The sequence below is a fragment of the Mycobacterium sp. GA-1285 genome, assembly GCF_001499905.1.
In the GTDB taxonomy this organism is placed as follows: domain Bacteria; phylum Actinomycetota; class Actinomycetes; order Mycobacteriales; family Mycobacteriaceae; genus Mycobacterium.
The window spans coordinates 224,369-250,022 of sequence record NZ_LQIS01000001.1 but is presented as its reverse complement, the minus strand read 5'-3'; the positions used below and the strand labels follow the sequence as shown (position 1 = coordinate 250,022).

Annotated in this window: 26 protein-coding genes, 1 tRNA gene, 1 other RNA gene and 1 pseudogene; 19 read left to right on the top strand and 10 right to left on the bottom strand. The window is 68.0% G+C overall.

Going from position 1 to position 25,654, the window contains the following annotated elements; all coding sequences use genetic code 11:
- Positions 1 to 139: 139 nt before the first annotated feature.
- The 4 genes from AU193_RS01200 (at position 140) to AU193_RS01185 (ending at position 1,856) form a co-directional block, all read left to right on the top strand.
- The gene (locus AU193_RS01200) at positions 140 to 715 is read left to right on the top strand and encodes a hypothetical protein (protein ID WP_172798169.1); all 576 of its coding nucleotides are present in this window, start codon (positions 140 to 142) and stop codon (positions 713 to 715) included.
- A gap of 135 nt (positions 716 to 850) precedes the next feature.
- Entirely contained in the window at positions 851 to 1,279 is a 429-nt protein-coding gene (locus tag AU193_RS01195) for a DUF3052 domain-containing protein (RefSeq protein ID WP_064420500.1), read from the top strand.
- Positions 1,276 to 1,740, top strand: coding sequence for a peroxiredoxin (locus AU193_RS01190; RefSeq protein WP_064420499.1), 465 nt, complete (start codon positions 1,276 to 1,278; stop codon positions 1,738 to 1,740). Before AU193_RS01195 ends, AU193_RS01190 begins: the two co-directional genes overlap by 4 nt.
- Positions 1,741 to 1,784: 44 nt before the next feature.
- Positions 1,785 to 1,856: transfer RNA gene (locus AU193_RS01185), tRNA-Val, on the top strand.
- 1 nt (position 1,857) lies between these two features.
- Here AU193_RS01185 and AU193_RS01180 read toward each other — a convergent pair.
- Positions 1,858 to 2,685 (bottom strand): oxygenase MpaB family protein, encoded by an 828-nt coding sequence (locus AU193_RS01180; RefSeq protein WP_064420498.1) that lies wholly within the window; start codon positions 2,683 to 2,685, stop codon positions 1,858 to 1,860.
- Between the two features lie 36 nt (positions 2,686 to 2,721).
- Between AU193_RS01180 and AU193_RS01175 the strand changes: the two genes are divergently transcribed.
- Positions 2,722 to 3,696, top strand: coding sequence for a cobalamin biosynthesis protein (locus tag AU193_RS01175; protein ID WP_064420497.1), 975 nt, complete (start codon positions 2,722 to 2,724; stop codon positions 3,694 to 3,696).
- On the opposite strand, the gene AU193_RS01170 is transcribed toward AU193_RS01175, so the two are convergent.
- From AU193_RS01170 to AU193_RS01160, 3 genes are read right to left on the bottom strand one after another with little or no spacing between them, the layout of a single operon-like run.
- A complete protein-coding gene (locus AU193_RS01170; protein WP_064420496.1) occupies positions 3,650 to 4,477 on the bottom strand; it encodes an SURF1 family protein in 828 nt (275 codons plus the stop codon). The genes AU193_RS01175 and AU193_RS01170 overlap by 47 nt on opposite strands.
- Positions 4,477 to 4,971 carry a low molecular weight protein-tyrosine-phosphatase gene (locus AU193_RS01165; RefSeq protein ID WP_064420495.1) on the bottom strand — a complete coding sequence of 165 codons (495 nt, stop codon included), beginning with the start codon at positions 4,969 to 4,971 and terminating at the stop codon, positions 4,477 to 4,479. Before AU193_RS01165 ends, AU193_RS01170 begins: the two co-directional genes overlap by 1 nt.
- Complete coding sequence (locus AU193_RS01160; RefSeq protein WP_064420643.1) at positions 4,964 to 5,635, bottom strand: HAD-IA family hydrolase; 672 nt, start codon at positions 5,633 to 5,635, stop codon at positions 4,964 to 4,966. The genes AU193_RS01165 and AU193_RS01160 overlap by 8 nt, the downstream gene beginning before the upstream one ends.
- 124 nt (positions 5,636 to 5,759) lie before the next feature.
- Between AU193_RS01160 and cobC the strand changes: the two genes are divergently transcribed.
- The 4 genes from cobC to AU193_RS01140 are packed head-to-tail and all read left to right on the top strand — an operon-like array spanning position 5,760 to position 9,662.
- Complete coding sequence (cobC, locus tag AU193_RS01155; RefSeq protein ID WP_253867541.1) at positions 5,760 to 6,722, top strand: Rv2231c family pyridoxal phosphate-dependent protein CobC; 963 nt, start codon at positions 5,760 to 5,762, stop codon at positions 6,720 to 6,722.
- Entirely contained in the window at positions 6,719 to 7,837 is a 1,119-nt protein-coding gene (locus AU193_RS01150) for a Nif3-like dinuclear metal center hexameric protein (protein ID WP_064420493.1), read from the top strand. Before cobC ends, AU193_RS01150 begins: the two co-directional genes overlap by 4 nt.
- Before the next feature lie 2 nt (positions 7,838 to 7,839).
- Positions 7,840 to 8,577: a zinc ribbon domain-containing protein gene (locus AU193_RS01145; RefSeq protein WP_064420492.1), complete on the top strand. Its 738-nt coding sequence runs from the start codon at positions 7,840 to 7,842 to the stop codon at positions 8,575 to 8,577.
- Positions 8,574 to 9,662 carry a bifunctional RNase H/acid phosphatase gene (locus tag AU193_RS01140; RefSeq protein ID WP_064420491.1) on the top strand — a complete coding sequence of 363 codons (1,089 nt, stop codon included), beginning with the start codon at positions 8,574 to 8,576 and terminating at the stop codon, positions 9,660 to 9,662. The genes AU193_RS01145 and AU193_RS01140 overlap by 4 nt, the downstream gene beginning before the upstream one ends.
- On the opposite strand, the gene AU193_RS01135 is transcribed toward AU193_RS01140, so the two are convergent.
- On the bottom strand, positions 9,659 to 10,228 hold the full coding sequence (locus AU193_RS01135) for a helix-turn-helix domain-containing protein (protein WP_064420490.1): 570 nt from the start codon (positions 10,226 to 10,228) through the stop codon (positions 9,659 to 9,661). The two genes, AU193_RS01140 and AU193_RS01135, sit on opposite strands and share 4 nt — an antisense overlap.
- Before the next feature lie 136 nt (positions 10,229 to 10,364).
- On the opposite strand from AU193_RS01135, the gene AU193_RS01130 reads away from it, so the two are divergent.
- Positions 10,365 to 10,991 (top strand): class I SAM-dependent methyltransferase, encoded by a 627-nt coding sequence (locus AU193_RS01130; protein ID WP_064420642.1) that lies wholly within the window; start codon positions 10,365 to 10,367, stop codon positions 10,989 to 10,991.
- 3 nt (positions 10,992 to 10,994) lie between these two features.
- Here the strand turns inward: AU193_RS01130 and AU193_RS22615 are convergent.
- A pseudogene (locus AU193_RS22615) lies at positions 10,995 to 11,117 on the bottom strand (2OG-Fe(II) oxygenase); the annotation flags it as partial.
- 209 nt (positions 11,118 to 11,326) lie between these two features.
- Here AU193_RS22615 and AU193_RS01125 point away from each other — a divergent pair.
- Positions 11,327 to 12,106, top strand: coding sequence for an LpqN/LpqT family lipoprotein (locus tag AU193_RS01125; RefSeq protein WP_253867531.1), 780 nt, complete (start codon positions 11,327 to 11,329; stop codon positions 12,104 to 12,106).
- Positions 12,107 to 12,495: 389 nt separating this feature from the next.
- On the opposite strand, the gene AU193_RS01120 is transcribed toward AU193_RS01125, so the two are convergent.
- Positions 12,496 to 12,933, bottom strand: a complete 438-nt coding sequence (locus tag AU193_RS01120; protein ID WP_082682782.1) for a VOC family protein — start codon at positions 12,931 to 12,933, stop codon at positions 12,496 to 12,498.
- A gap of 9 nt (positions 12,934 to 12,942) precedes the next feature.
- On the bottom strand, positions 12,943 to 13,398 hold the full coding sequence (locus tag AU193_RS01115) for a helix-turn-helix transcriptional regulator (RefSeq protein WP_064420488.1): 456 nt from the start codon (positions 13,396 to 13,398) through the stop codon (positions 12,943 to 12,945).
- A 59-nt stretch (positions 13,399 to 13,457) separates the two neighbouring features.
- On the opposite strand from AU193_RS01115, the gene rnpB reads away from it, so the two are divergent.
- Positions 13,458 to 13,876: RNase P RNA component class A (rnpB, locus tag AU193_RS01855), an RNA gene on the top strand.
- 31 nt (positions 13,877 to 13,907) lie between these two features.
- Here the strand turns inward: rnpB and AU193_RS01110 are convergent.
- Positions 13,908 to 15,389, bottom strand: a complete 1,482-nt coding sequence (locus AU193_RS01110; protein WP_064420487.1) for a CYTH and CHAD domain-containing protein — start codon at positions 15,387 to 15,389, stop codon at positions 13,908 to 13,910.
- Positions 15,390 to 15,465: 76 nt separating this feature from the next.
- On the opposite strand from AU193_RS01110, the gene AU193_RS01105 reads away from it, so the two are divergent.
- Positions 15,466 to 16,245, top strand: coding sequence for an enoyl-CoA hydratase/isomerase family protein (locus AU193_RS01105; RefSeq protein WP_064420486.1), 780 nt, complete (start codon positions 15,466 to 15,468; stop codon positions 16,243 to 16,245).
- Here AU193_RS01105 and panB read toward each other — a convergent pair.
- Entirely contained in the window at positions 16,242 to 17,078 is an 837-nt protein-coding gene (panB, locus tag AU193_RS01100; protein WP_064420485.1) for a 3-methyl-2-oxobutanoate hydroxymethyltransferase, read from the bottom strand. The two genes, AU193_RS01105 and panB, sit on opposite strands and share 4 nt — an antisense overlap.
- A gap of 161 nt (positions 17,079 to 17,239) precedes the next feature.
- On the opposite strand from panB, the gene AU193_RS01095 reads away from it, so the two are divergent.
- The 6 genes from AU193_RS01095 (at position 17,240) to AU193_RS01070 (ending at position 25,642) form a co-directional block, all read left to right on the top strand.
- Positions 17,240 to 18,631, top strand: a complete 1,392-nt coding sequence (locus AU193_RS01095) for a wax ester/triacylglycerol synthase family O-acyltransferase (protein WP_064420484.1) — start codon at positions 17,240 to 17,242, stop codon at positions 18,629 to 18,631.
- Positions 18,632 to 18,676: 45 nt separating this feature from the next.
- Positions 18,677 to 20,194: an alpha/beta hydrolase gene (locus tag AU193_RS01090; protein ID WP_064420483.1), complete on the top strand. Its 1,518-nt coding sequence runs from the start codon at positions 18,677 to 18,679 to the stop codon at positions 20,192 to 20,194.
- A 137-nt stretch (positions 20,195 to 20,331) separates the two neighbouring features.
- Complete coding sequence (locus tag AU193_RS01085) at positions 20,332 to 20,943, top strand: N-acetyltransferase (RefSeq protein ID WP_064420482.1); 612 nt, start codon at positions 20,332 to 20,334, stop codon at positions 20,941 to 20,943.
- A gap of 112 nt (positions 20,944 to 21,055) precedes the next feature.
- Positions 21,056 to 21,262 (top strand): hypothetical protein, encoded by a 207-nt coding sequence (locus AU193_RS01080; protein WP_064420481.1) that lies wholly within the window; start codon positions 21,056 to 21,058, stop codon positions 21,260 to 21,262.
- A 34-nt stretch (positions 21,263 to 21,296) separates the two neighbouring features.
- Positions 21,297 to 22,637, top strand: coding sequence for a type I glutamate--ammonia ligase (gene glnA, locus AU193_RS01075; RefSeq protein WP_064420480.1), 1,341 nt, complete (start codon positions 21,297 to 21,299; stop codon positions 22,635 to 22,637).
- A 26-nt stretch (positions 22,638 to 22,663) separates the two neighbouring features.
- Entirely contained in the window at positions 22,664 to 25,642 is a 2,979-nt protein-coding gene (locus tag AU193_RS01070) for a bifunctional [glutamine synthetase] adenylyltransferase/[glutamine synthetase]-adenylyl-L-tyrosine phosphorylase (protein ID WP_064420479.1), read from the top strand.
- Positions 25,643 to 25,654 lie beyond the last annotated feature (12 nt).

The window sequence follows — 25,654 nt, the reverse complement described above, 5'->3', positions numbered from 1 at the left end:
CCTCGCGCAGATGTTTTCTGCGCTCGAACCGTGAGCGACGGGTCACATCCTTCTCCCATCCTGCCCCAACACGCACCAGTGGGGTCGCCGACTGGAATGAACCGGCGATCGCCGCACCGAACCGGTAACGTCTGCAGCCGTGGTCATCGGTGCGCTGGTGCAGAAACCGCTGCGGATCGGCGCATTCGTGGTCGGCATATCGGCCGCCGCCGCCATGGTCGTCGTCGGTTGTAGCAGCGTCACCGGGGGTTCCGCACAGGTCGACGCGAGCGAGGCGCCGGTGTACCGGGCGTCGGTGTCGGCGTCCCTGGCGGAGTCGGCGGCCAGTTCCAGCGCCAGGGAGTCGACACGGCAGGCCTCGATCACCCGGGAGGCGATCCACTCGTCGTGCGAGACGTTGAGTTCCACCAGCGTCGACGCGATCACCGCCGTCAACGACTACGTCGATGCGTTCAACCGGAGCGGCAGCGACGTGCCCGCCAAAGCCAGGCCCGCGATCGACGCCCTGAACCACAGCGCCGACATGGTCGCGCGCAGCATCGCCGACCCCTTGGGCCCTGAGCTCAGGGACGCGCTCAACGGTTGGGTCGGCGCCGCCAGGGACGTGGCCACCGCAATCGCCGGCAACTACGGGCCCGACGAGTTCAACGCCGCGATCACCCGGCTCAACGACACCAAGACCACCGCGCTCAACCTCTGCGATGCCGCGTACTGACCGAGCGGATATTTGACCAACCTTGCTGCCGGTCACGTGCGGGTGCACTGCTTCGTGCGACGATAGGGCGCAAGGCAATCGCCTAGGAGATGCCGAGCGCAACGTGCGCCCGAGCCGGCTGAAGGAGGACCGACCGTGGTCGCGGCGGATGACGCCCCGAACTACGCCCGCAGACTGGGCATCCAAAAAGATCAGGTTGTACAGGAACTGGGCTGGGACGAGGACGTCGACGACGACATCCGAGCCGACATCGAGGAAGCGTGCGGTGGTGAGCTGCTCGACGAGGATGCCGACGAGGTCATCGACGTGGTGCTGCTGTGGTGGCGAGACGACGACGGGGACCTCGTGGATGCGCTGATGGACGCCATCACCCCGCTCGCCGACGACGGCGTCATCTGGGTCGTCACGCCCAAGACCGGCAAACCCGGGCACGTCCAGCCGGCCGAGATCGCCGAGTCGGCGCCCACCGCCGGGCTGATGCAGACGTCGTCGGCCAACCTCGGCGACTGGATCGGCACCCGGCTGGTGCAGCCGAAGTCGAAGGCAGCGGGGAGGCGCGCGTGATCGAGGTCGGTGCAGAGGCGCCCGATTTCACGCTCAAGGACCAGAACGGTCAGCCCGTCACGCTGAGCAGTTACCGGGGCTCCAAGAACGTCCTGCTGGTGTTCTTCCCGCTGGCGTTCACGGGCATCTGCCAGGGTGAGCTCGACGAGATCCGCGACCGGCTGCCCGAGTACGAGAACGAAGACACCGCCACGCTGGCGATCTCGGTGGGTCCGCCGCCGACGCACAAGATCTGGGCGACGCAGAGCGGCTTCACGTTTCCCGTGCTGTCGGATTTCTGGCCGCACGGAGAGGTCGCGATGGCCTACGGGGTGTTCAACCAGGCCGCGGGTATCGCCAACCGCGGCACGTTCGTCGTCGACCGCAGCGGGATCGTCCGGTTCGCCGAGATGAAGGAGCCGGGGGAGGCCCGCGATCAGGCGCTGTGGACCGACGCGCTGGCGGCGCTGCGCAACGGCTGATGGATTTCTCGTCGCAGGTCATGGCCGTGTAGCTTGCCCTGCAGGGGCGCGTAGCTCAGTGGTAGAGCTCTGGTTTTACACACCAGCGGTCGGCGGTTCGATACCGTCCGCGCCCACTCACACGACTCGCCTGCCTCGGCGCGCCCGGGCCCGCATATCCCACAGGTAAAGCCGGTAGCCGAGAAGCCAGACGTCGCGCGGCACGATGCGGTCGACGACGCGCAGTGTCGTCAGCAGCGCCTCGAACCTGCGCTGCTGGCCTCCCGACCACGACAGCTGCATGTGCTCACGGAACTCGTGGGGCAGAAACCCCGTCGTCGCGAACAGGTTGAACCGGCCCGCGAACAGCCGCAGCGGAGCGGGCAGGAATGCCATTGCGGCCACCCCGTGCAGGTGTTCGCGCACCGGTTCGTCGATGCGCAGTTCGTCCAGTGAGCGTTTCCAGTACTCGTCGAACGCGGCGCGATCCGGTGGCCACATGTCCTCGCGCACCTGCAGCGTGGTGCCCAGCTTCCTGGCGTCGAGGTAGATCGCATCGGCGGCCTCGTCGTCGAGCGGTCCGTACAGGAACTCGTGCTGGTCGACGTAGTAGCGGTACAGGCAGGCGGCCACCCACAGCTGCAACCGGGAATCAAACGCCTTGTAGGACAACGGACTTGACGGGGTCGACCGCACCAGCGCGTGCACGCGGTCGACCTCCTCGCGGATCAACTTGCGGTCGCACTCGGAGCCCATGGTCGCCGCCGCGAGATAGGTGCCGGTGGTGCGTGCCCGTTTGAACGGGTGCTTGTAGACGTTGCCGCTGTCGACCGGGCTCTCCAGCACCCCGTAGCCCACCCCCGGCGACGCCAACTGCATGATCACGTTGGCCGCCGGCGCGAGCAGGGCGGCGGGATTGAGCAGATCGACGACGCGCGTCGGGTGCCGCGGCGGCCCGAACCTCATGCGTTCGAGTGAATCACCTTGTGAGACGCTCGCGAAGTGTTTGCGCCGACTTCAGGCTCGCGGGTGGCGGGGATCGCGGCCGGTTGTGGCGCGGATTGGTTGTTCGCCGACCCTCGGCGCGGACATCCCGTGGCGCTCTTCGGTAGCACGGCAGCGGCTTTGGAGCGTCGCAGCTACGCGGACTCCCGCACGGTGGGCTTCATGCACACCGCAACCCTGCTGGGCGCGCTCGCACTATTGGGGACCGCAGTGGAACGAACGTCGTTGCGCCGGGGCGCCCTTGCGGCCACGGTCACCACGGCGACCACGGTGTTCGTCGCGCTGGGCGGGACCTCCCTGGCGCGCACCGGCGACCGGATGGCACACCACCTGGACAGCGGCGACCTCGACGCGGCCCGTCGGCTCCTCCCGTCACTGTGTGGGCGCGATCCCGCGGTGCTCGACGATGCCGGCCTGGCCCGGGCGGCGTTGGAGTCGGTCGCGGAGAACACCTCCGACGCCCACGTGGCGCCGCTGCTGTGGGCAGCCCTCGGAGGTGTCCCTGCAGTGCTGGTGTATCGCGGTGCCAACACACTGGACGCGATGATCGGCCACCGCTCGCCACGCTATTCGCGGTTCGGTTGGGCCGCAGCGCGTTTCGACGATCTGGCGAATCATCTCGCCGCCCGCGCGACCGCGGTGCTGGTAGCCGCATGCGCTCCCGTGGTCGGCGGCTCTCCCGTCACGGCGCTGCGCGCGTGGAAGCGCGACGCAGGCCGCCACCCAAGTCCCAACGCCGGCGTGGTGGAGGCCGCCTTCGCGGGCGCGCTGGGGGTGCGACTCGGCGGGCCCACGCAGTACGCGCACGAGCTGGAGATCCGGCCGACGCTCGGCGACGGGCCGCCGCCGCAGGTGGCCGACCTCCGTCGGGCTGTGCGGCTGTCGCGGGCCGTCCAGCTGGCCGCCGCCGGGGTGGCGGTCGCGCTCAGTGCCGTCGGCCGTAGCGGTCGGCGAGCTTCTCCTGCGTCGTGAGCGGAGTGTCGGGACGCGCCTGCGCGGCCTCCTCGGCCGCCTTCTCCCGCCTGCGCTGACGCAGCTCGGCAAAGATGAAGTAGCCCAGACCGATCGGTGCGATGATGCCGAACGCAATCCACTGAATGCCGTAGGACAGGAACGGTCCTGCGTCGAGATGCGGCAGCGGGATCGCCCCCAGTCCGCCCGGCTGATCGGCCTCCAGCTGCAGATAGGAACCGGCCAGCGGGACGCCGGTGATCGCCGAGATCTGCGCGGTGTTTATCGAGTACACGTGCTGGATGCCGTCCTGCCGGAACGGCTCTTTCCCTTGCGCCAACCCCTCGGAGTCGCGTAAGCGCGCGGCGATCGTCACCGTGCCGTCGGGCACCGGTGGGATCTCCGGCACGCCCGAAGCCTGTACCGGCCGGACACAGCCGCGATCGACGAGCACGGTCGGGCCGCCGTCCACGACGAACGGAACGAGCACCTCGAACGCGGGTTCGCCTTCGACCATCCGCAGCCGTGCGAGCACCTGAGCCTCCGGTAGATAGCGTCCGGTCGCGGTGACCCGCCGCCACTGGTCGTCCGGCGCCGCCGAATCCTGCTTCGGCAGAAGCGAGGTCACCGGGACCGGTTCGGCGGTCAAAGAGTGCGCGATCTGCGCGTTCTCCCGTGAGGTCTTGGTGTTCTTGCCCAGCTGCCACGGCGCCAGCACGGTGAAACACAGATACGCGAAAGCGGCGACCACGACGAACAGCGCCAGCCATGACGGCCGCAGCAGGAAGGACCACCGGCGCATCAGCTGGCGATCCCCCGGCCGGCGAGCTGCTCGTCGACCCATTGGTGCAGACCTGGCAGCGACGCTTCGATCACCGCGAACACGTCCTCGAAGTCGGCGTGGTCGCCGTAGTAGGGGTCCTCGACGTCCAGCGGATGGGCGCCCGAGCGCGGGTCGAAAGACCGCAGCATCCGGATCCGCTCGGCGGGCACGCCCAACTCCTTGAGCATCCGCACATGGTTGCGGCCGAGCGCGATCACAAGGTCGGCCGACATGTGATCCTCGCCGACCTGGGCGGCGCGGTGCGCGGTCGGATACCCGTGCTCGCGCAGCACGTGGCTGGCCCTGCGGTCGGCGGGCTCGCCGGCATGCCAACCGCCGGTGCCGGCGCTGGTCACCCGGACCGCGTGGGCCAGCCCGCGCTCGGAGATCTGATGGGCGAACATCTTCTCCGCCATGGGCGACCGGCAGATGTTGCCCGAGCAGATGAACGTCACGTGTAGCGGTTCAGACACCCAGCACCTCGCGCAGGTCCGCAACCGAGGCGACGTGCGCGGCGGCGGCAGCGGCGTCGGGCCCGTCGAAATCGTCCTTCCCGTAGCCCCATCCGACGACCACGGTGTCGATACCGTGCGCCGCGGCGCCTTCGACGTCGTGGGATCGGTCACCGACCATCAGGACGCGCTCCGGGATGTCGTCCAGCTGGGCCAACGCGTGGGCGACGACGTCGACCTTGCTCGCGCGCGAGCCGTCGACGCTCGCGCCGGCGATGACCTCGAAGCAGTCGGCCAGACCGAAGTGGGCGAGGATCCGCTGCGCGGTCGGCTCGGCCTTCGAGGTGGCCACGGCCAGGCGCACGCCGGACGCGCGCAGATCGGCCAGCAGCGCGGGGATGCCGTCGAAGACCCGGTTCATCGCCCACCCTCGGGTCCGGTAATCCGCCCGGTATGCCTCGATCGCTTCGTCGGTCCGGTAACCGAGCCCGAGGCCCTGCAGGGTGTGATGCATCGGCGGGCCGATGATCATGCCTTCGAGGTCTCCATCGGGCACCGCGGCGCCGACCGATCCCAGGGCATGGCGGAAACTCGAGACAATGCCCTGCGCGGAGTCGGTCAGGGTGCCGTCGAGATCGAAGATCACCAGTTGGGGGCGGGTCGCCGTGGACGTGGGGGCCAGCATGTCGGTCACGACCCCATTCTCCCCGATCGCAGAACCACCCCAGGCAGCGCACTAGGGTCGTGATGTGGTGAGTCCGCTGCGCGAGACCGCGCGTTTCCACGGCGACCAGGCCGTGGTCCCGGGGATGCTGGACTTCGCCGTCAATGTCCGCGCCGACGCGCCACCGTCCTGGCTGGTCGACCGACTCGCGGCCCGCTTGACCGAACTCGCCCGGTATCCGAGTGCGGCCGATACGCAGCGAGCGCTCGACGCGGTCGCCCGCAGGCACCACCGCGCCGTCGACGAGGTCGTGCTGCTGGCCGGGGCGGCCGAGGGTTTCGCGCGGCTGGCCGACCTGCAGCCACGACGCGCCGCCCTGATCGCGCCGTCGTTCACCGAACCGGAGGCGGCACTGACCGCGGCCGGGGTGCCCTTCGTGCACGTGGTGCTGGAAGCGCCGTACACCCTGACCGCCGACGCGGTGCCCGAGGACGCGGACCTCGTCGTCGTCGGCAACCCGACCAATCCGACCGGCGTGCTGCACACCCGCGAGCAGGTGCTCGCCCTCCGCAGGCCGGGCCGTCTGGTGGTGGTGGATGAAGCGTTCGCCGATGCGATTCCCGGCGAGCCCGCATCGCTGGCCACCGAAGCCCTACCCGACGTCGTGGTTCTGCGCAGCCTGACCAAGGCGTGGGCGCTGGCGGGCCTGCGCGTCGGCTACGCCCTCGGCGCGCCCGACGTCCTGGCGCGGCTGACGGCACGGCGTCCGCACTGGCCGCTCGGGACGCTGCAACTGGAGGCGATCGCCGCGTGCAGCGCGCCCACGGCGGTGGCCGAAGCCGACCGCGCCGCCCGGCGGCTGACGGAGGTGCGCGCAGAGATGGTGGCCGCGTTGACTAGCATCGGCGTGCATGTCGTCACCGGTTCGGCCCCCTTCGTCCTGTTCGCCGTTCCGGATGCCGAACTGATGCGAAAACACCTGAACCGCAAAGGTATTGCCGTGCGTCGCTGCGACACGTTCATCGGGCTCGAGGGTCAGTTCCTGCGCGCGGCGGTACGCCCGGAGTGGCCCGTGCTGGTCGAGGCGATGACCGAGGTGCTGCGGTGAGCGCTCGACTGGCCGACATCATCGACGTGCTGGAGGCGGCATACCCGCCGGACCTGGCGCAGGACTGGGATTCGGTCGGTCTGGTGTGCGGGGACCCTTCGGAGACCGTCGAGACGGTCACGGTGGCTGTCGACGCCACCGCCGAGGTCGTCGCCGAGGTACCCGATCGCGGCTTGCTGCTGGCTCACCATCCGCTGCTGCTGCGCGGCGTCGACACCGTGGCCGCCAGCACCGCCAAGGGCGCCCTGATCCATCGGCTGATCCGCAGCGACCGGGCGTTGTTCACCGCGCACACCAACGCGGACTCGGCCTCGCCGGGTGTCTCCGACGCGCTCGCCGAAGCGCTCGGACTGACCGTCGAGGAGGTACTCGCCCCTGCGAGCGCGGAACCCGACCTGGACAAGTGGGTCGTCTTCGTGCCCGCGGAGAACTCGCAGGCGCTGCGGGAAGCCATGTTCGCCGCGGGTGCCGGGCGCATCGGCGACTACTCGCACTGCTGCTGGACCACCACCGGAACCGGGCAGTTCCTCCCGCACGACGGCGCGTCCCCGGCCATCGGCAGCGTCGGATCGGTCGAACGCGTCCCCGAGGACCGGGTGGAGGTCATCGCACCCGCGCGGTTGCGCGGCCACGTGCTGGCCGCGATGCGGGGCGCGCATCCCTACGAGGAACCGGCCTTCGACGTCTTCGCGCTGGCGCCGATTCCGGGCGATGCCGGGCTGGGACGCATCGGCGTGCTGGATCGTCCCGAACCGTTGTCGGCGTTCGTGTCTCGCGTGCGCGAAGCGCTGCCCGCCACGTCGTGGGGGGTGCGCGCCTCCGGCGACCCGGACGCGGAGGTGTCGCGGGTCGCGGTGTGCGGTGGTGCGGGTGACTCCCTGCTCGGCCTCGTCGCCGGCACGGGCGTCGACGCGTACGTCACGTCGGACCTGCGGCATCACCCCGCCGACGAACACAGGCGAGCGTCGGGGGTCGCGCTCGTGGACGTTGCGCACTGGGCCAGTGAATACCCGTGGTGTCGCCAAGCCGCCGACCTGCTGCAAACCCACTTCGGTGCAGCGCTGCCCGTGCGGGTGTCGGACGTGCGCACCGATCCGTGGAATGTCGAGAGATGAGCATGAAAGCTGAAGTAGCTCAACAACAGTCGTTACTCGCGCTGGCCGAACTCGATGCTTCGCTTGCTCGGCTGGAGCATCGGGTGAAGAACCTCGCCGAGCAGCAGCGGCTGACAGAGGTCCAGGCCGCGCATCGCGAGGCCAACGACCGGCTGGCGGCGTTGCAGATCGCGATCGAGGATCTCGATGCGCAGATCGCCAAGTTCGAATCCGAGATCGACTCGGTGCGCCAGCGCGAGGAGCGCGACCGCACGCTGCTCGCGGGCGGCTCGGTCGATGCCAAACAACTCACCGACTTGCAGCACGAACTCGACACGTTGGAGCGCAGGCAAGCCGCGCTGGAGGATTCGCAGCTCGAGGTGATGGAGCGACGCGAGGAACTGCAACGCGACCAACAGGAAGCGCTTGCGAAAATCGACGAACTGCAGAACGACCTGAGCGCCGCGCAGACCGCGTGCGACGAGGTCCACACCGAACTGAATCAGCAACGCCACCAGAGTCTTTCCCGTCGCGACGAGCTGGTCGCGGCGCTCGACCTCGACCTGGTCGCCCTCTACGAACGGCAGCGCGCTCGCGGTGGCGCGGGCGCCGGCCAGTTGCAGGGCCGCCGGTGTGGAGCGTGCCGGATCGAGATCGACAAGGGCGAGCTGGCGCGGATCTCCGCCGCTGCCGACGACGAAGTGCTTCGCTGTCCCGAATGCGGTGCGATCCTGTTGCGGGTCAGAGGTTCTGGCGGATGAAGGTGATCGTCGAGGCCGACGGTGGTTCGCGCGGCAACCCCGGGCCGGCGGGCTACGGGGCGGTAGTCTGGTCGGCGGATCATGCCACAGTGTTCGCCGAGAGCAAGGAAGCGATCGGCCACGCCACCAACAATGTCGCCGAGTATCGCGGGCTGATCGCCGGTCTGAGCGAGGCGGCGAGCGTCGGGGCCACCGAGGTCGACGTGCGGATGGACTCCAAGCTCGTGGTGGAACAGATGTCGGGCCGGTGGAAGGTCAAGCACCCGGACATCGCGACTCTGCATCAGCAGGCCACGGCGGTGGCCGCCCGTTTCGATCGCGTCACCTACACGTGGGTCCCGCGCGCGGAGAACAGCCACGCCGACCGGTTGGCCAACGAGGCGATGAACGCCGCGGCCGAAATACCTTCGGGTGTCGAGGAGTCCAAGCCGCATCGGGCGTCGACGCCCACCGCGTGGAGCGGCGCCCGCGGTGCGCCGACGCGGTTCCTCCTGCTGCGGCACGGTCAGACCGAGTTGTCGGTCGAGCGCCGATACTCGGGGCGCGGGAACCCGGCGCTGACCGAGCTCGGGCGTCGTCAGGCCGAAGCCGCCGCACGCTATCTCGGACGGCACGGAGGCGTTGCGGCGGTGGTCACGTCACCGCTGCAACGGGCGTACGACACCGCGGCGGCGGCGGCCAAGGTGCTCGGTCAGGACGTGACCGTCGACGACGACCTGATCGAGACCGACTTCGGTGCCTGGGAGGGGCTGACGTTCGCCGAAGCGGCCGAACGCGACCCCGACCTGCACCGGCGTTGGCTGCGCGACACCTCCCTGGCGCCCCCGGACGGCGAGAGCTTCGACTCCGCCGCCGAGCGTGTCGGCCGGGCACGGGCACGGATCCTCGCTGAACACGCGGGGGAGACGGTGTTGGTGGTGTCGCACGTGACGCCGATCAAGACGCTGCTGCGGATGGCGCTGGACGGCGGCCCGAACATCCTGTACCGGTTGCATCTGGACCTCGCGTCGTTGTCGATCGCCGAGTTCTATCCCGACGGGGCGGCTTCGGTGCGGTTGGTCAATCAGACGGCGTACCTGGACTAGTCGTGTAAATGGAGCCGCTCGCCGTGCGGCCCGAAGATCGTGATCGCCTCGACTGGACCGTCCACGACACCGAACCAGTGCGGTGTCCATGTCGAGAATTCCACCGCCTCACCGGGTTTCACCGCGAAGTCGCGCTCGCCCAGGATCAGCCGTAGGTGACCGGACAGCACGTACATCCAGTCCTGGCCTTCGTGCACGGGAAGTTCGGCGGGTGGGTTTCGGCGCCGGGCGCTGATCCTGATCTTGTACGCGTGCAGACCGCCTGCGGCCTGGCGGGTCAACGGCCAGTACGTGATGCCATGTGCGGTATGGGATCCTCTGCGCACGCGCGGATCCTCGGCATCCGGTGCGCGCAGCAGTTCGTCGGTGCTCACCGACAATGCCGCGGCCAGTCTCGGTAGGTGATCGAGGGCGAGGCGGCGCCTGCCGGACTCCAGCCGGCTCAGCGTCGACACGTCGATGTTCGACCGTCGGGCCACCTCCTCGAGCGTCAGGCCGTGCTGGGTGCGCAGGTCGCGCAGCCTGCGTCGCACCCGCGCATCGACTCCGTCGTCTTTTGCCTGCATGGCAAGAAAGCTTGGCAGCTTCTCGCGACGACTGCAAGGTGGTGTGAAATGGACGAGATTCGGGATTTCATCGTCAGCGGGGGCGGCTGCCGCCGGGTTGAAATCCACGGTGTGCTGGGCCGCGAAAGGAGCCGACATGTCAACGCCTGAGGCCAAACAGCATTGGGAGGAGCGCTACAGCCAACGCAATCGCATCTGGAGTGGGCGGGCGAACGTCCGTCTCGTGGAGGTGGCGTCGGACCTCGAGCCCGGAATCGCGCTAGATCTGGGCAGCGGTGAGGGCGGTGACGCGATGTGGCTCGCCGAGAAGGGATGGCGGGTCGTCGCCGTCGACATCGCCGAAACCGCCTTGCGGCGTGCGGCCGCCGATGCCGTCGCGCGCGGGGTCGAGGACCGGATCATTTTTCAGCAGCACGACCTGTCGCAGAGCTTCCCCGATGGCGAATTCGATTTGGTGAACGCGCAGTTCCTGCACTCCACGTTCCCGCTTGACCGGACGGCCATCTTCGAGGCGGCCGCGCGGGCGGTTCGGCCGGGTGGGCTTCTGCTCATCGTCGATCACGGGTCGCCGCCGCCATGGCTTTCCGAACTTCATGATCACCACCACACGTTAACACCGCCCGAGGATGTGGTCGCGGCGCTGAAACTGCCTGAGCCCGAATGGGAACCGGCTCAGATCAGCACACCGATGCGTGAGGTCACCACGCCGGACGGCGAGGCTGCGCTGTGGTCCGACAACGTGATCGTCCTGCGCCGCCGATAGGCGCTATGCGGCGTCGTGGAAGATGAGCCCGAGCGTGTAGCGCTCACCCGAGCGCCCCACCGACACGCCGCGGCGCACCGGCGCGGCGGACCAACCGCGGGCCGATCGCACGGGCCGCTCTCGAGAAGCCCGGCCGCACGGCGATGATGCCGCGGCGCAGGCAAACTCGCGAACATGACCGCCGTGACCGCATCAACACGAACGGCGAAGACGTAGCGAACTGATTGGCGACGAGCAACGACGCCAAGCGTTGCTCGCCGCGAACTACAAGCCTCCGCCGTTCTGAACTCGGCGTCACGCGAGTCTTGCCGGCACGCCGACTGATCATGAAATTGATGAACCTGCCAATTTCCGGTCCTCGCAGCTCTAAGCTCGTGGCCAAATCTTGCCTCGTGTTCCGGACAAGCGACCGTAGGAGACAGGAGTCGATGAAGAATCTGCCTGTACGAACGACCGCCGGTCTCTGCGCCGTTGCTCTGAGCTTTGGGCTGGTGGCCTGCGGTTCCAGCGCTGACACGGCGGCCGCGACAACGACCTCGGCAACGAGCACGATCGGCACGTCGGCAGCACCCAGTCCGCAGGCCGACGACGACGAGACGATCAACGAGTACATCACCGACAGCGGGATCGCGGAAACGCCGATCAAACCCGGTGAACCGGGAACTCCCAATTTTGAGTTCCCCATTCCACCCCAATGGAGTGACGCGGGGGAGGCGACGCCGGAATGGGCCTACGGTGCCATCGTCTACGACAATCCCAAGGACCCCAACGATCCGCCCGACATGTACGCGATCGCCTCCAAACTCACCGGCAACGTCGATGCGGCGAAAATCTTCGAGTACGCGCCGGAGCAACTCGAGGACATGGCCGAGTTCAAGCCATTGGCGGAACCGACGAAGGGCTCCTTCGGCGGCTTCGACTCGATTTCGTTCGCCGGCACTTTCATGGACAATGGCAAGCCGCGATTCGTCGCCCAGAAGACAGTTGTTGTGCCGGCAGCCGACGGTTTATTCGTCCTGCAGCTGAATGCGGACAGTCCCGAGAGCGAGCAGAACGTGGTGCTCGATGCCATCAAGGTGATCGATGAACAGACGACCATCGGGCCGCCGTCGTGACCACCGGCATCCGAAACTCATGGGCCCCGCTTACCGACGGAGACGCATCGATATGAGAATCCGGACACCTTCTCCGGCCACCCTGGTGGCTTCGGTGTGCAGCGCTGCGTTGATCTCGTCCGCAGTGTTGACCGCACCGACGGCGCTCGCGCAGTGTACGGCCGGCGAGGTATGGGACCAGCGCACCGGGGTGTGCTGGGATCAGTCCCAGACTTCACTCGGGGTTTCGGGCACGGGCGGCTGGTGTAAACCGGGCAGGATCGGACTGTGCATTGCGGCCTGGCAGAATTCGCAGGTCCCCGGCGCGAATATCAAACCCGCTCCGCCGGCAGGGCCGGCGCCACGCTCGACCTGGCCTCGCACCTGACGTCCGCCGGCCTGGCCGTGCGCTACCCCGTGATGGCCGAAATGTCCGCGAGTTGAGTCAGGCGCACGCTGTTGCCCGACGGATCGCGGAACCCGCAGTCGATGCCGTAGGGCATCTCGTGCGGCTCTTCAGTGAATTCCACTCCGCGCGAACGCATTTCCTCATAGGAGGCCTGGCAGTTCTCCGTGGTGAGGAACACCGTGCCCGCAAATCCCTTGGCGGTCAGGTCCAGCACCTGTTCACGGGTCGGCTCGTCCATGACCGGTTCACCGGGTACGGCCATCAGCACGATCGACACATCGTCCTGGCCCGGCGGGCCGACGGTTAGCCACCGAAAGATGCCGTCGACATCGGGTAGCGAAACATCCTGCCGCACTTCCATACCGACGTTCTCGGTCCAGAATTTCAGTGCCGCTTCTTGATCGTGGACCCACAGGTGGGCGCTTGCGATTTTGATCATGGCTCGACGCTACGGCCGCTCGGCTTTCCTCGTCTTCTCCCCGTGTGCTGTCTTGCGCACCCGACTGTCGGCGGGCGGCCGGGTGTCGCGTTTGACGATGCAACTGGGAACTCGGGCATGGATGGCCGCCGGCGGCAGGCTCGCGCGGTACGCGGCCGGGGGCAGCCCGTACACGCGGGCGAAGCTTGTGGTGAACGATCCCACGCTCTGCAACCCCACCATCACGCAGATATCGGCGACCGAGCGATCCGTGTAGCGCAGCAGCGCCGCGGCGCGTTCCAGACGGCGGGTCTGCAGGTATGCCCGCGGCGTCTCGCCGAAGGTGCGGGTGAACATCCGGCTGAAGTGCGCGCGGGACAGTCCCGCGGCCGCGGCGAGGTCGTCGACGGTGATCGCCTCGGCGTATCGCGCGTCGACCAGATCCTTGGCGCGCATCAGATAGCGCGCCGGAGGCACCTGCGCCATGCGCCAAGTATGTCGAACTCGCGGAACAGCGGGCACACGCAGTACGTTGAACGCGCGGATGAGTTGGCTGGGCGGCCGCGGAATCCAGGTTCACCTGGGTTTCGAGGAAAGTCCGGACTTCACAGAGCAGGGTGATTGCTAACGGCAATCCGAGGTGACTCGCGGGAAAGTGCCACAGAAAACAGACCGCCACCACCGGGTCTTCGGACTCGGGGAGGTAAGGGTGAAACGGTGCGGTAAGAGCGCACCAGCATTCCGGGTGACCGGAGTGGCTAGGCAAACCCCACCCGAAGCAAGGCCAAGAAGGCCGCAACCTGGTTGCGGCCGCGCAGGCGCCCGAGGGTTGCTCGCCCGAGCCTGCGGGTAGGCCGCTCGAGGCACCCGGCGACGGTGTGTCCAGATGGATGGTCGCCACCTCGCCGCCGCGGTCATCCGCGGTGGTGCGGGACAGAATCCGGCTTACAGGCCAACTCATCCGCCCCGTGGCCAGGGCCGCCCCGGGCCCGGGGTCACCGCGCTTTGCGGACCGCCTTGGCGAGCTTCTCGAGCGCGCCGTCCAACTGCTTCCGTGAGCGGTGCGCGAGCTCCTCCTCCATCCGATAGAGCAGACCGTAGGTGAACGTGTCCTCGCCTGCGGCGTGCGCGGCTTCGGCCTGCTGGCTGAGGTGGGTCCGGCTGACCACACTGTCCTGGTGATCACCGAGCAGCGACTGAATGCTCTTGGCCCGATCCGACACCTTCGACGCGCCGGTCGCCGCGGCTGTGTATCGAAGCCGCTTGGCGCCCTTGCGGATTCGGTGTAGCGCCTCGTCTTTGTCGTCGTCCGCTTCGGCGGCGGCCGCGGCCTTGGCCGCTTTGCGCACCCGCTTGTACGCCGCGCCGATCGTCGCCTGTGCGCGCTGGTCTTCGTCCTGCGACGGCGCCGGCTCCGCGGCGACCAGCCCTTCGAGCGCGTCGAGCAGCCGGAAGTAGCGTTGCGAGCGCATGGCGATCAGCGATCGGCGCAGTCCGGATGCGTAGCGCCTGTTGGCCCCGTCGACCAGCCGCTCCCGCACCGGCCCTCGGATCAACTCGTCGGACAGCGCATCGAGGGCTTCCTCATAGCGTTCGGCCAGCACCTCGGCGTCGCGGGCCACTCCCAGGATCGCGGCCAGCTGCCTGAGCTCGTCGAGAATCCAGGCGTCGTCGGAGATGCCGAACGCGTCCCGAGAGGTCTGTAGCAGGCTGCGGATCTTGCGCGTCGTCACCCGCATCTGGTGCACGGAGTCCGGCACGTCGGCGCGCACCGCGCGGTCCCACTCGATCAGCTGCTCGACCTGTTCGGCGACCGCCCGGTGCACGGGGTCGGCCGGTCGAAAAGCGTCCTCCGGCACCGACGATTCGGCCAACACGCGCGCCAACTTCGAACCGCTGGCCGCGGGTTCGGCGCCCGCGTCGATCAGCCGGTTCGACAACCGGTCGAGCAGGTCCCGGTCGGCGCCGTCGGCCAGCTCGAGTTCCCATTCGCGCCACGCCTGTTCAGGACCGCCCGGCTCGGCCGACGCGGTCACCTGGTCATCGCAGAACTCCGCCACCGGCGTCCCGTCCGGACCGTAGAGCATGTGGACGGTGCGCCGAGTTGAGATCCGCGCGACCGGGCGCAGCGGGCGGTCGCGCACGACGGCCAGCACGATGTCGCGAAGCGCCTCGGGCACCTCGTCCTCATGGCCAAGGCGCTCCCTGACCTCGGTGCGAGCGTCGGGGCCCGCGGGAAGTTTGAGATGCCATCCTTCGTCCGGACCACCGGTGCGCCTGCGCAGCGTGATGCGCCGCGCCGCGAGGTCGTGATCGGGGGTGTCGAAGTAGACGGCTTCCAGATCGTGCGCCGGCGATCCTTCGACGCGGACCACCGCCGACAAACCTTCGAACGACGGCGACAAGGTCGATTCGCCGACGTCGAATTTGCGCTCGACCTCCAGATGCCGCGTCGACTTGTCGCTGGATTTGCCCATGGTGCGAGACAGATTGCCACACGCACGTGAACACGGGGGCAAAGGGTGCCGGGGACAGAGAAGATAGTGTCCCCCTGTGACCGAATACGAAACGCTGACCGTCGAGCAGACCGGCGCCATCGCCCGCATCACGCTGAATCGGCCGGATTCCGCAAACGGCATGAACGGCACCATGACTCGTGAGCTGGCCGCGGCGGCCAAGCAGTGCGACACCGACGCGACCAAGGTCGTGGTGCTCACCGGGTCAGGCCGGTTTTTCTGCGCCGGTGGGGATTTGAAGGACTTCGCGTCGGCGCCGGACCGCGGCGCGCACATCAAGGGCGTCGCCGACGATCTGCACCGCGCGATCTCGACGTTCGCCCGGATGAACGCGGTCCTGATCACCGCCGTGAACGGGACCGCGGCCGGCGCCGGCTTTTCGCTCGCGGTGACCGGCGACCTGGTACTGGCCGCCGAGTCCGCGTCGTTCACGATGGCCTACACCCGAGTGGGCCTGAGCCCCGACGGCAGTGCTTCCTACTACCTGCCGCGGCTCATCGGCATCACCAAGACCAAGGAGCTCATGCTGACCAACCGGACACTCACGGCGCAGGAGGCGTCGCAGTGGGGGCTGGTGACCGAGGTCGTCGCGGACGCCGAATTGGCTGATCGCGCCTCGAAGCTGGCCGATCAAATGGCGGCCACCTCGGCCGGTTCCAACGGTGGGGTCAAGCAGTTGCTGCTGGGCACGTTCACCAACGGGCTCGAGGAACAGATGGAACTCGAGGGACGGGTCATCGCCGCGCGCGCGGTCTCCAGCGACGGCCGAGAAGGCGTCGACGCCTTCCTGGCCAAGCGCAAGCCGGAGTTCGCCTAGAAGGAGTGCTCGTCGGCGGGAAATGCTCCGCTGGCCACCTCGTCGGCGTATTGCTCTGCGGCACGGCGCAATTCGCCGCCGACGTCACCGAACCGCTTCACGAACTTCGCGGTCTTGCCGCTGGTCATGCCCGCCATGTCCTGCCATACCAGCACCTGTGCATCGCAGTTCGGGCCGGCGCCGATGCCGATGGTGGGGATGGTCAGCTTGCCGGTGATCTGGGTGGCCAGTTCGGCGGGCACCATCTCCATGACGACGGAGAACGCACCGGCTTCCTGCACGGCGATCGCGTCGTGGATGGTCTGCTCGGCGGCATCGCCGCGGCCCTGGACCCGGAAGCCGCCCAGGCCGTTGACGCTCTGCGGGGTGAATCCGATGTGGGCCATGACCGGGATGCCCGCCGCGCTCAGCGTTGCGATCTGTTCGGTCACGCGTTCGCCGCCCTCAAGCTTGACCGCGTGCGCACCGGTTTCCTTCAAGAAGCGGGTCGCGGTCGCCAGCGCCTGCTGGGGCCCGCCCTCGTAACTGCCGAACGGCAGGTCGGCCACGACCAGCGCATGCGGCGCACCGCGCACGACGCCGCGTACCAGAGGGATCAGCTCGTCGATGCCCACGGGCACGGTGGTGTCGTAGCCGTAAACGACGTTGGCGGCCGAATCGCCGACCAGAAGCACCGGGATCCCTGCGTCGTCGAAGATGCGGGCGGTGGAGTAGTCGTAGGCGGTGAGCATGGCCCACTTGTGGCCCTCGGCTTTCCACTTCTGCAGATGCAGGGTGCGGATTTTCATGCGTGGTTTGGGCTCGGCAGCCCCGTAGACGGTCTGCTCAGACATCGTTGTCCCCCAATTGGGTGGGTCGGGTCGAATCCTCGAGGCCGAACAGTCGGTCCCCGGGTTCGCTGACGCCCTCAGTCTGCCACTCCGCGCACGAGATGTTAAAAGGCCTGTTGAGTGGATTTGCTCACACCCGCTCTCACCGGGCATAGCATTCCGACATGCAACGGCTCAGCGGGCTCGACGCCAGCTTCCTGTACCTCGAGACCGCGCAGCAACCGCTGCACGTGTGCTCGATCCTCGAGCTCGACACCTCGACGATGCCCGGCGGTTACACGTTCGACCGGTTCCGTGACGAGTTGAACCAGCGAATCAAGGCGATGCCGGAGTTCCGCGAGAAGCTGGCCGACAGCCGGTTCAACCTCGACCATCCGGTGTGGGTGGAGGACAAGGACTTCGACGTCGACCGCCATCTGCATCGCATCGGCCTGCCCGCGCCCGGCGGCCACCGCGAGCTCGCGGAGATCTGCGGTCATATCGCGTCACTGCCGCTCGACCGCAGCCGCCCGCTGTGGGAGAAGTGGGTGATCGAGAACGTCGACGGAACCAATCCGCAGGACGGTGGGCGTCTCGTGGTGATGACGAAGGTGCACCACGCCGGCGTCGACGGCGTCACCGGCGCGAGCTTGATGTCGCAGCTGTGCAGCACCGAACCCGACGCGCTGCCACCCGATCCCGTCGACGGTCCCGGCGACGCGAGCTCACTGGAGATCGCTCTCACCGGTGCGGTCAAATTCGCGACGCGGCCGCTGAAGCTGGCCAGCGCGGTGCCGATGACGGTCACGTCGGTGGTCGACACGGTCCGCCGCGCCCGCTCCGGACTCTCGATGGCGCCGCCGTTCGCGGCCCCGAGGACAGTGTTCAACATGAATGTCACCGGGCACCGCAATGTCGCCTTCGCGCAACTGGATCTCGAGGACATCAAGACCGTCAAGAACCACTTCGGGGTCAAGGTCAACGACGTGGTGATGGCGCTGGTCTCCGGCGTCCTGCGCAAGTACCTCGCCGACCGTGGTCAGCTGCCGGAGAACTCTCTGGTAGCGATGGTGCCGGTCTCGGTGCACGACCGCTCCGATCGCCCTGGTCGTAATCAGGTGTCGGGGATGTTCTCGCGGCTGGAGACCCACATCGAGGATCCGGCGGCCCGGCTGAAATCCATCGCCGAGGCGAATTCGGTTGCCAAACAACATAGTTCGGCGATCGGCGCGACGCTGCTGCAGGATTGGTCACAGTTCGCCGCCCCGGCGGTGTTCGGTGTCGCGATGCGCGTTTACGCTTCGAGCCGGCTGAGCGGCGCGAGGCCGGTGCACAACCTCGTCATCTCTAACGTTCCCGGCCCGCAGGTGCCGCTGTACTACCTGGGCTGCGAGGCCAAGGCGATGTATCCGCTCGGCCCGATCTTCCACGGATCGGGCCTCAACATCACCGTCATGTCGCTGTCCGGGTCGTTGAACGTCGGCATCGTGTCCTGTCCGGAACTGCTGCCCGACCTGTGGGACATGGCCGACGACTTCGCCGCGGCCCTCGACGAGTTGTTGGCCGCCACGCGATAGCGCCCTAGCCAGCGAGGATGACGGTTCATGGCAGCATGTTGAGCCATGAACGCCAAGATCGGGGTCTTCGCGACCACTGTGCTGCTCGCGGCCACCGGATGCAGCCATCTGGTCGACGGGCGCGCCGTCGTCGCGGTGCCGCCGCCGGGCACACCGATCGAATGGGCCAAATGCCAGACCCAACAGTCGGACCGGTCGCGGATTCCCGCCGACGCCGAATGCGGCATGCTATCGGTGCCGGTGGACTACGACCAGGCCGACGGTGACGTCGCCCGCATCGCGATGATCCGATTCAAGGCCACCGGCGACAAGATCGGCTCGTTGATCATCAACCCCGGCGGCCCGGGGGAGTCCGGGGTGGAGGCCGCCGCCAGCGTCGTCGGCTCGCTGCCCGAGTCGGTGCGGCAACGCTTCGACCTCGTCGGGTTCGACCCGCGTGGCGTCGCGAACTCCACCCCCGCGCTGTGGTGCAACTCCGACGCCGACAACGATCGGCTGCGGGCCGAGCCGCAGGTCGACTACTCGCCGGAGGGTGTCGCCGAGATCGAGAAGGAGACCAAGGACTTCGTTCAGCGTTGCGAGGACAAGATGGGCAAGGATTTCCTCTCCAACGTCGGGACCGTCAACGTGGCCAAGGATCTCGAGGCGATGCGCCAGGCACTCGGGGACGAGAAACTGACCTACATGGGTTACTCCTACGGCACCCGAATCGGGGCCACCTACGCCGAGAACTATCCGGACAAGGTGCGCGCGATGGTCCTCGACGGGGCGGTCGATCCGAACGCCGATCCCACCGAGGCCAACGTCCGCCAAGCCGCGGCCTTCCAGACCGCGTTCAACGACTACGCCGCCGACTGTGCGAAGAACGCCGCCTGCCCGCTGGGCACCGACCCGGCGAAGGCCAACGACGTCTACCACAGCCTGGTCGACCCGCTGGTGGACAAGCCGCTAAAGACGCGCGACCCGCGCGGACTGAGCTACTCCGACGCGATCGTCGGCACCATCCTGCCGCTGTACTCACCGGACCTGTGGCGGCACCTGACGCAGGCGCTCAGCGAGATGGAGCGTGGCAGCGGCGACACCATGCTCGCGCTGGCCGACCTGTACATGGGCCGCGACGCGCAGGGTCACTACAACAACTCGACCGACGTGCGGGTCGCGGTCAACTGCGTGGACAAGCCCGCGGTGACCGACCGGGCGAAGGTCGTCGAGGAGGACCGGCGCGTCCGAGAGGCGGCGCCGTTCATGAGCTACGGCGAGTTCACCGGGCACGCTCCTCTGGGCACGTGCGCGTTCTGGCCGGTGCCGCCGACCAGCGAACCGCACGAACTCGAGGTGGAGGGGCTGCCGCCGACGCTGGTGGTGTCAACGACCAACGATCCCGCAACGCCGTACGAGGCGGGTGTCGAGCTGGCCAGGCAACTCGGGGGGTCTCTCGTGACCTTCCAGGGCACTCAGCACACCGTGGTGTTCCAGGGCAACAAATGCGTCGACGACATCGCCGCCCGCTACCTCGTCGACCTGGCGGTGCCGCCGCCGGACACCACCTGCTCCTCGGACTGATTACCGCCGACCTGCCGCCCGCCGGGTTGCGGTGATCCGACGGCGTTTCTGTTGGTTCTGCGGCCCAGGCGCCCCAGCCGTGCGACTCTGTAGTCTGCGGCCGCGTCGGCGGCGGCGTCCTCCGCGGGAGGGATCAGATGGCGACCATTGATGCCGAGCGGGCTCACCAGGCGACCGAGGACGAACGGTCCGACGTTGTCGCCACTCTGGTTGCAGCATTCGTCGAAGATCCGATCTACCGGTGGATCGTTCCCGATGACGATCAACGGCGACGCAGCGCGGAGTCGTTCTACTCACTGCTCGTCGATGCGTATTGGCCGCATGGCGGGGTGTATGCGGCCGGCGGACGCACAGGAGCGGCGCTCTGGTTACCACCGGAGCGGCAGCTGGTCGATGGCGACAGAGCCGAAGCGTTCGGCCGCGAGCTTGTGGAAACCGCGGGGGACAAGGCATCGTGCCAGCGACAAATCGAGCTGGTCGAGATGCTCGATGAGCACCATCCGTCGGACCCCCACTGGTACCTGGCGTTCATGGGCGTCCGCCCCTCGCTGCAGGGCCACGGGATCGGCAGTGTTCTTCTGCGAGCGGTTCTCGAAAATGCGGATCGCAACGGCGTGCCGGCCTATTTGGAGGCGTCGTGCCCAGCCAACAAACGTCTCTACGAGCGCCACGGTTTCGAAACTGTGAGGGAGCTGACGGTCGCTGACAGTCCGCCCCTCTACGCGATGTGGAGGCGACCTGCCGGTTAGGTCCGCACGCGTGCGGATGTGCTGGCGGCGGTGCAACATGAGATTGGTCTGCCAATTCGCATGGAACACAGCGGATATCGCGGGATCGCGACTGGCCTGCAGCAGCAGCTCGATGCGCGCGCGGGTGCCGGTTAGCCCGTCTCCGGTCAGCGACATCATCACGACCGCGGCCGGCTTCGCGACCGCGGCCTGCGCAGAGGTGTCGGCGTCGGCTTCGGTGACCGAACGCAAATCCGCCGGCGAGCCCAGCTGCGGCACCGTCGAACCGGTGCGCAGATGCGCCGCATTCGGTAAGCGGGTGAACGCAGCCGCCGTGTAACACCGATTTAACAGCCGGTGCCTACGCTGCGGTCATGGATCGGCAGAAGGAATTCGTGCTGCGCACGCTGGAGGAACGCGACATCCGCTTCGTCCGGTTGTGGTTCACCGACGTGCTCGGATACCTGAAGTCGGTCGCGATCGCGCCGGCCGAACTCGAGGGCGCGTTCGAAGAGGGAATCGGGTTCGACGGCTCGGCGATCGAGGGCTTCGCCCGGGTCTCGGAAGCCGACATGGTGGCGCGTCCCGACCCGTCCACCTTCCAGGTGCTGCCGTGGGCCGACGACTCCGGCCGTCATCATTCGGCGCGGATGTTCTGTGACATCACCATGCCCGACGGCTCCCCGTCGTGGGCGGACTCGCGGCACGTGCTGCGCAGGCAGTTGGCCAAGGCCAGTGACCTTGGCTTCTCCTGCTATGTGCATCCCGAGATCGAGTTCTTCCTGCTCAAGCCCGGCGAGGACGACGGCACCCCGCCCGTGCCCGCCGACAACGGGGGCTACTTCGACCAGGCCGTCCACGATTCGGCGCCCAACTTCCGCAGGCACGCCATCGACGCGCTCGAGCAGATGGGGATCTCCGTCGAGTTCAGCCACCACGAGGGCGCGCCCGGCCAGCAGGAGATCGACCTGCGCTACGCCGACGCGTTGTCGATGGCCGACAACGTGATGACATTCCGCTACGTCGTCAAGGAGGTCGCGCTCGGCGACGGGGTGCGGGCGTCGTTCATGCCCAAGCCGTTCGCCGAGCATCCCGGTTCGGCCATGCACACGCACATGAGCCTGTTCGAAGGCGACACCAACGCCTTCCACAGCCCCGACGACCCCCTGCAGCTGTCGGACGTCGCGAAGTCGTTCATCGCCGGGATCCTCGAACACGCCAAAGAGATCAGCGCCGTCACCAACCAGTGGGTGAACTCCTACAAGCGTCTCGTCCACGGCGGCGAGGCGCCGACGGCGGCGTCCTGGGGTGCGGCGAACCGCTCGGCGTTGGTGCGGGTTCCGATGTACACGCCGCGCAAAGCGTCCTCCCGCCGCGTGGAGGTGCGCAGCCCCGATTCGGCATGCAACCCCTACCTGACGTTCGCGGTGCTGCTGGCCGCCGGCCTGCGCGGCATCGAGAAGAACTACGTGCTGGCGCCGGAGGCCGAGGACAACGTGTGGACGCTGACCTCAGAGGAGCGCATCGCGATGGGCTATAAGGAGCTGCCGGGCAGTCTCGGTGCCGCGCTCGAGCAGATGGAGAACTCGGAGTTGGTCGCTGAGGCGTTGGGCGAGCACGTCTTCGACTACTTCCTGCGCAACAAGCGCGCGGAGTGGGAGAACTACCGCAGCCACGTCACGCCGTTCGAGCTGCAGGCCTACCTGTCTCTATAGGCGACTAGGCGAGATACCTTTTAGGCGTGGCCAAACCAGCGACGCAGCGTCCGAAGCTGCCGAGCGTAGGCCGGCTGGGTCTCGTCGAACCCACCGCGCCCGCGGATCTGGAGCTGTTGGGCTGGACCACCGACGCGCACGTCGAGCTTCTGTGGTCGTTGTCGCGTGCCCCCGACGCCGACACCGCGCTGCGCACGATGGTCCGGCTGGCCGAGGCTCTGAATGCCGGCCGGGGCGACGACTGGGACGAGCTCAACCGTGCCCTGCTCACCGACAAGGGCCTGCGGGGCCGGCTGTTCAGTCTGTTGGGCTCCTCGCTGGCCCTCGGTGACCACCTCGTCGCGAATCCGGAGACCTGGCGGTTGCTGGCCGGTGACGTCGCTCTGCCGACCGTCGACACCCTGCGCGAGATGTTCGTCGCGCTGGCCGACGAGGCATCCGACACGTCGACCGCGCTGCAGCCGCTGCGCAAGCTCTACCGCGACCGGCTGCTGGTGTTGGCCAGCCTGGATCTGGCGCCGACGGTGGAGAACGAACCGGTCCTGCCCTTTCCGACCGTCGGTGAGCATCTGTCAGATCTGGCCGACGCGGCGCTGGCCGCCGCGTTGCACCTCGCGATCAAGACGGCCGGGGGTGAATCACCGCCCCGGATCGCGATCATCGCGATGGGCAAATGCGGTGCGCGCGAACTGAACTACGTCAGCGACGTCGACGTCATCTTCGTCACCGAGCCCGCCGACGCGTTGGCGACCCGGGTGGCGGGGGAACTGATGCGGTTCGCCGCCGACGCCTTCTTCGAAGTCGACGCGGGGCTGCGGCCCGAAGGCAAACACGGCCAGCTGGTGCGCACGCTGGACTCGCACATCGCCTACTACCAGCGGTGGGCCAAGACGTGGGAGTTCCAGGCGTTGTTGAAGGCGCGCCCGGCCGCGGGCGACCCCGAACTCGGTCAGGCCTATATCGACGCTCTGATGCCGATGGTGTGGACGGCCTGCGAGCGTGAGGACTTCGTCCCCGAGGTGCAGGCGATGAGAAGGCGGGTCGAGGAACTGGTGCCCGCCGGACAACGGTCACGGGAGATCAAGCTGGGCACCGGTGGGCTGCGTGACGTCGAATTCGCCGTGCAGCTACTGCAATTGGTGCACGGCCGTAACGACGAGCGGTTGCATGTCGCGTCGACGGTGGCCGCGCTGGCCGCACTCGGGGAACAGGGATACGTCGGGCGCGACGACGCCGCCAACCTGACGGCATCCTACGAATTCTTGCGGCTGCTCGAGCACCGGTTGCAGCTGCAACGGCTGGTGCGCACTCATCTGCTTCCCGACGAGGACGACGACGAGGCGCTGCGCTGGCTGGCCAGGGCCGCACACGTGCGGCCCGACGGCACGCGTGACGCGCTGGGCGTGTTGCGTGAAGAGCTCAAGCGCCAGAGCCTGCGGGTGTCGCGGCTGCACGAGAAGCTGTTCTATCAACCACTGTTGGAGTCGGTCGGCCAACCGGCGTTGAGCATCTCGGACGGTATGACGCAGGAGGCCGCCGAACGGCAGCTGGCCGCGTTGGGTTACGAAGGACCGCAGAGCGCGTTGTCGCATCTGGCCGCCCTTACGGGGAGCAGCGCCCGTCGCGGCCGCGTGCAGCAGGTGCTGTTGCCGACGCTGCTCAACTGGCTGTCGGACACACCCGATCCCGATGCGGGGCTGCTGTCGTACCGCCGCATCAGCGATGCGCTGTCCGAACAGCGGTGGTTCCTGGCGACGCTGCGCGACGAGGGAGCCGTCGCCAAGCGGCTCATGCAGGTCCTCGGCACCTCGGCCTACGTTCCCGAATTGCTCATGCGGGCGCCCGAAGTCATCCAGTCCTACGCGGACGGGCCCGACGGGCCCAAGCTGCTCGACGCCGAACCCGATGCGGTGGCCGGAGCTCTGGTCGCCTCGGCCGCAAGGTATTCCGACCCGCAGCGGGCGATCGCCGCGGCGCGCACCCTGCGCCGGCGCGAACTGGCGCGCATCGCCTCCGCCGATCTGCTGGGCATGCTCGAAGTCACCGAGGTGTGTCGCGCGCTGACGTCGGTGTGGGTCGCGGTGCTGCAGGCCGCGTTGGAAGCGGTGATCCGCGCCCAGACGCCCGACCGGGGGTCGCTGGCGCGGATCGCGGTGATCGGCATGGGCCGGCTGGGTGGCGGGGAACTGGGCTACGGATCGGACGCCGACGTCATGTTCGTGTGCGAACCCGAAGCGGGCGTAGAGGAATCGGCCGCGGTGAAATGGGCGGTGACGGTCGCCGAGCAGGTGAGAACCCTGCTCGGGACGCCGAGTTCGGATCCGCCGCTGGAGGTCGACGCGAACTTGCGACCCGAAGGTCGCAACGGTCCGCTGGTGCGCACGCTGGCCTCGTATCAGGCCTACTACGAGCGGTACGCGCAAACCTGGGAGGTGCAGGCGTTGCTGCGTGCTCACCGCGTGGCAGGCGATTTGGACCTGGGGGAGCGGTTCCTGTTGATGATCGACAAGATCCGGTATCCACCCGGCGGGGTGTCCGCCGAAGCGGTGCAGGAGATCCGGCGGATCAAGGCGCGGGTGGACGCCGAGCGGCTGCCGCGGGGAGCGGACCCCAACACCCATACCAAACTCGGACGCGGAGGCCTCGCCGACATCGAGTGGACGGTGCAGCTGCTGCAGCTGCGTTTCGCGCACAAGGTGCCCGCGCTGCACAACACCTCGACGCTCGAGTCGCTGAACGCGATCGGGGCCGCCGAGCTGATCGCCGAGGGCGACGTCGAACTGCTGCGCCAAGCCTGGTTGACCGCGACCCGTGCCCGTAACGCACTGGTGCTGGTGCGAGGCAAGCCGACCGATCAGCTGCCCGGAGGGGGCCGCCAGTTGAATGCCGTTGCGGTGGCTGCCGGTTGGGACACCGACGACGGTGGCGAGTTCCTCGACAATTACCTGCGGGTGACCAGACGGGCGAAAGCCGTGGTGCGCAAGGTTTTCGGCGGCGAGACATAGTGGATAGGCACA

Coding starts and splice junctions, on each gene's coding strand:
- AU193_RS01110 (WP_064420487.1), bottom strand. CDS start 15,389: ATGGGCAAATCCAGCGACAAGTCGACGCGGCATCTGGAGGTCGAGCGC.
- AU193_RS01135 (WP_064420490.1), bottom strand. CDS start 10,228: ATGCAGGCAAAAGACGACGGAGTCGATGCGCGGGTGCGACGCAGGCTG.
- AU193_RS01170 (WP_064420496.1), bottom strand. CDS start 4,477: ATGCGCCGGTGGTCCTTCCTGCTGCGGCCGTCATGGCTGGCGCTGTTC.
- AU193_RS01085 (WP_064420482.1), top strand. CDS start 20,332: ATGGCGACCATTGATGCCGAGCGGGCTCACCAGGCGACCGAGGACGAA.
- AU193_RS01095 (WP_064420484.1), top strand. CDS start 17,240: ATGCAACGGCTCAGCGGGCTCGACGCCAGCTTCCTGTACCTCGAGACC.
- panB (WP_064420485.1), bottom strand. CDS start 17,078: ATGTCTGAGCAGACCGTCTACGGGGCTGCCGAGCCCAAACCACGCATG.
- AU193_RS01145 (WP_064420492.1), top strand. CDS start 7,840: ATGAAAGCTGAAGTAGCTCAACAACAGTCGTTACTCGCGCTGGCCGAA.
- AU193_RS01090 (WP_064420483.1), top strand. CDS start 18,677: ATGAACGCCAAGATCGGGGTCTTCGCGACCACTGTGCTGCTCGCGGCC.
- AU193_RS01080 (WP_064420481.1), top strand. CDS start 21,056: ATGCGCGCGCGGGTGCCGGTTAGCCCGTCTCCGGTCAGCGACATCATC.
- AU193_RS01180 (WP_064420498.1), bottom strand. CDS start 2,685: ATGAGGTTCGGGCCGCCGCGGCACCCGACGCGCGTCGTCGATCTGCTC.
- AU193_RS01115 (WP_064420488.1), bottom strand. CDS start 13,398: ATGGCGCAGGTGCCTCCGGCGCGCTATCTGATGCGCGCCAAGGATCTG.
- cobC (WP_253867541.1), top strand. CDS start 5,760: ATGCTGGACTTCGCCGTCAATGTCCGCGCCGACGCGCCACCGTCCTGG.
- AU193_RS01120 (WP_082682782.1), bottom strand. CDS start 12,933: ATGATCAAAATCGCAAGCGCCCACCTGTGGGTCCACGATCAAGAAGCG.
- AU193_RS01130 (WP_064420642.1), top strand. CDS start 10,365: ATGTCAACGCCTGAGGCCAAACAGCATTGGGAGGAGCGCTACAGCCAA.
- AU193_RS01125 (WP_253867531.1), top strand. CDS start 11,327: ATGAACCTGCCAATTTCCGGTCCTCGCAGCTCTAAGCTCGTGGCCAAA.
- AU193_RS01140 (WP_064420491.1), top strand. CDS start 8,574: ATGAAGGTGATCGTCGAGGCCGACGGTGGTTCGCGCGGCAACCCCGGG.
- AU193_RS01160 (WP_064420643.1), bottom strand. CDS start 5,635: ATGCTGGCCCCCACGTCCACGGCGACCCGCCCCCAACTGGTGATCTTC.
- glnA (WP_064420480.1), top strand. CDS start 21,297: ATGGATCGGCAGAAGGAATTCGTGCTGCGCACGCTGGAGGAACGCGAC.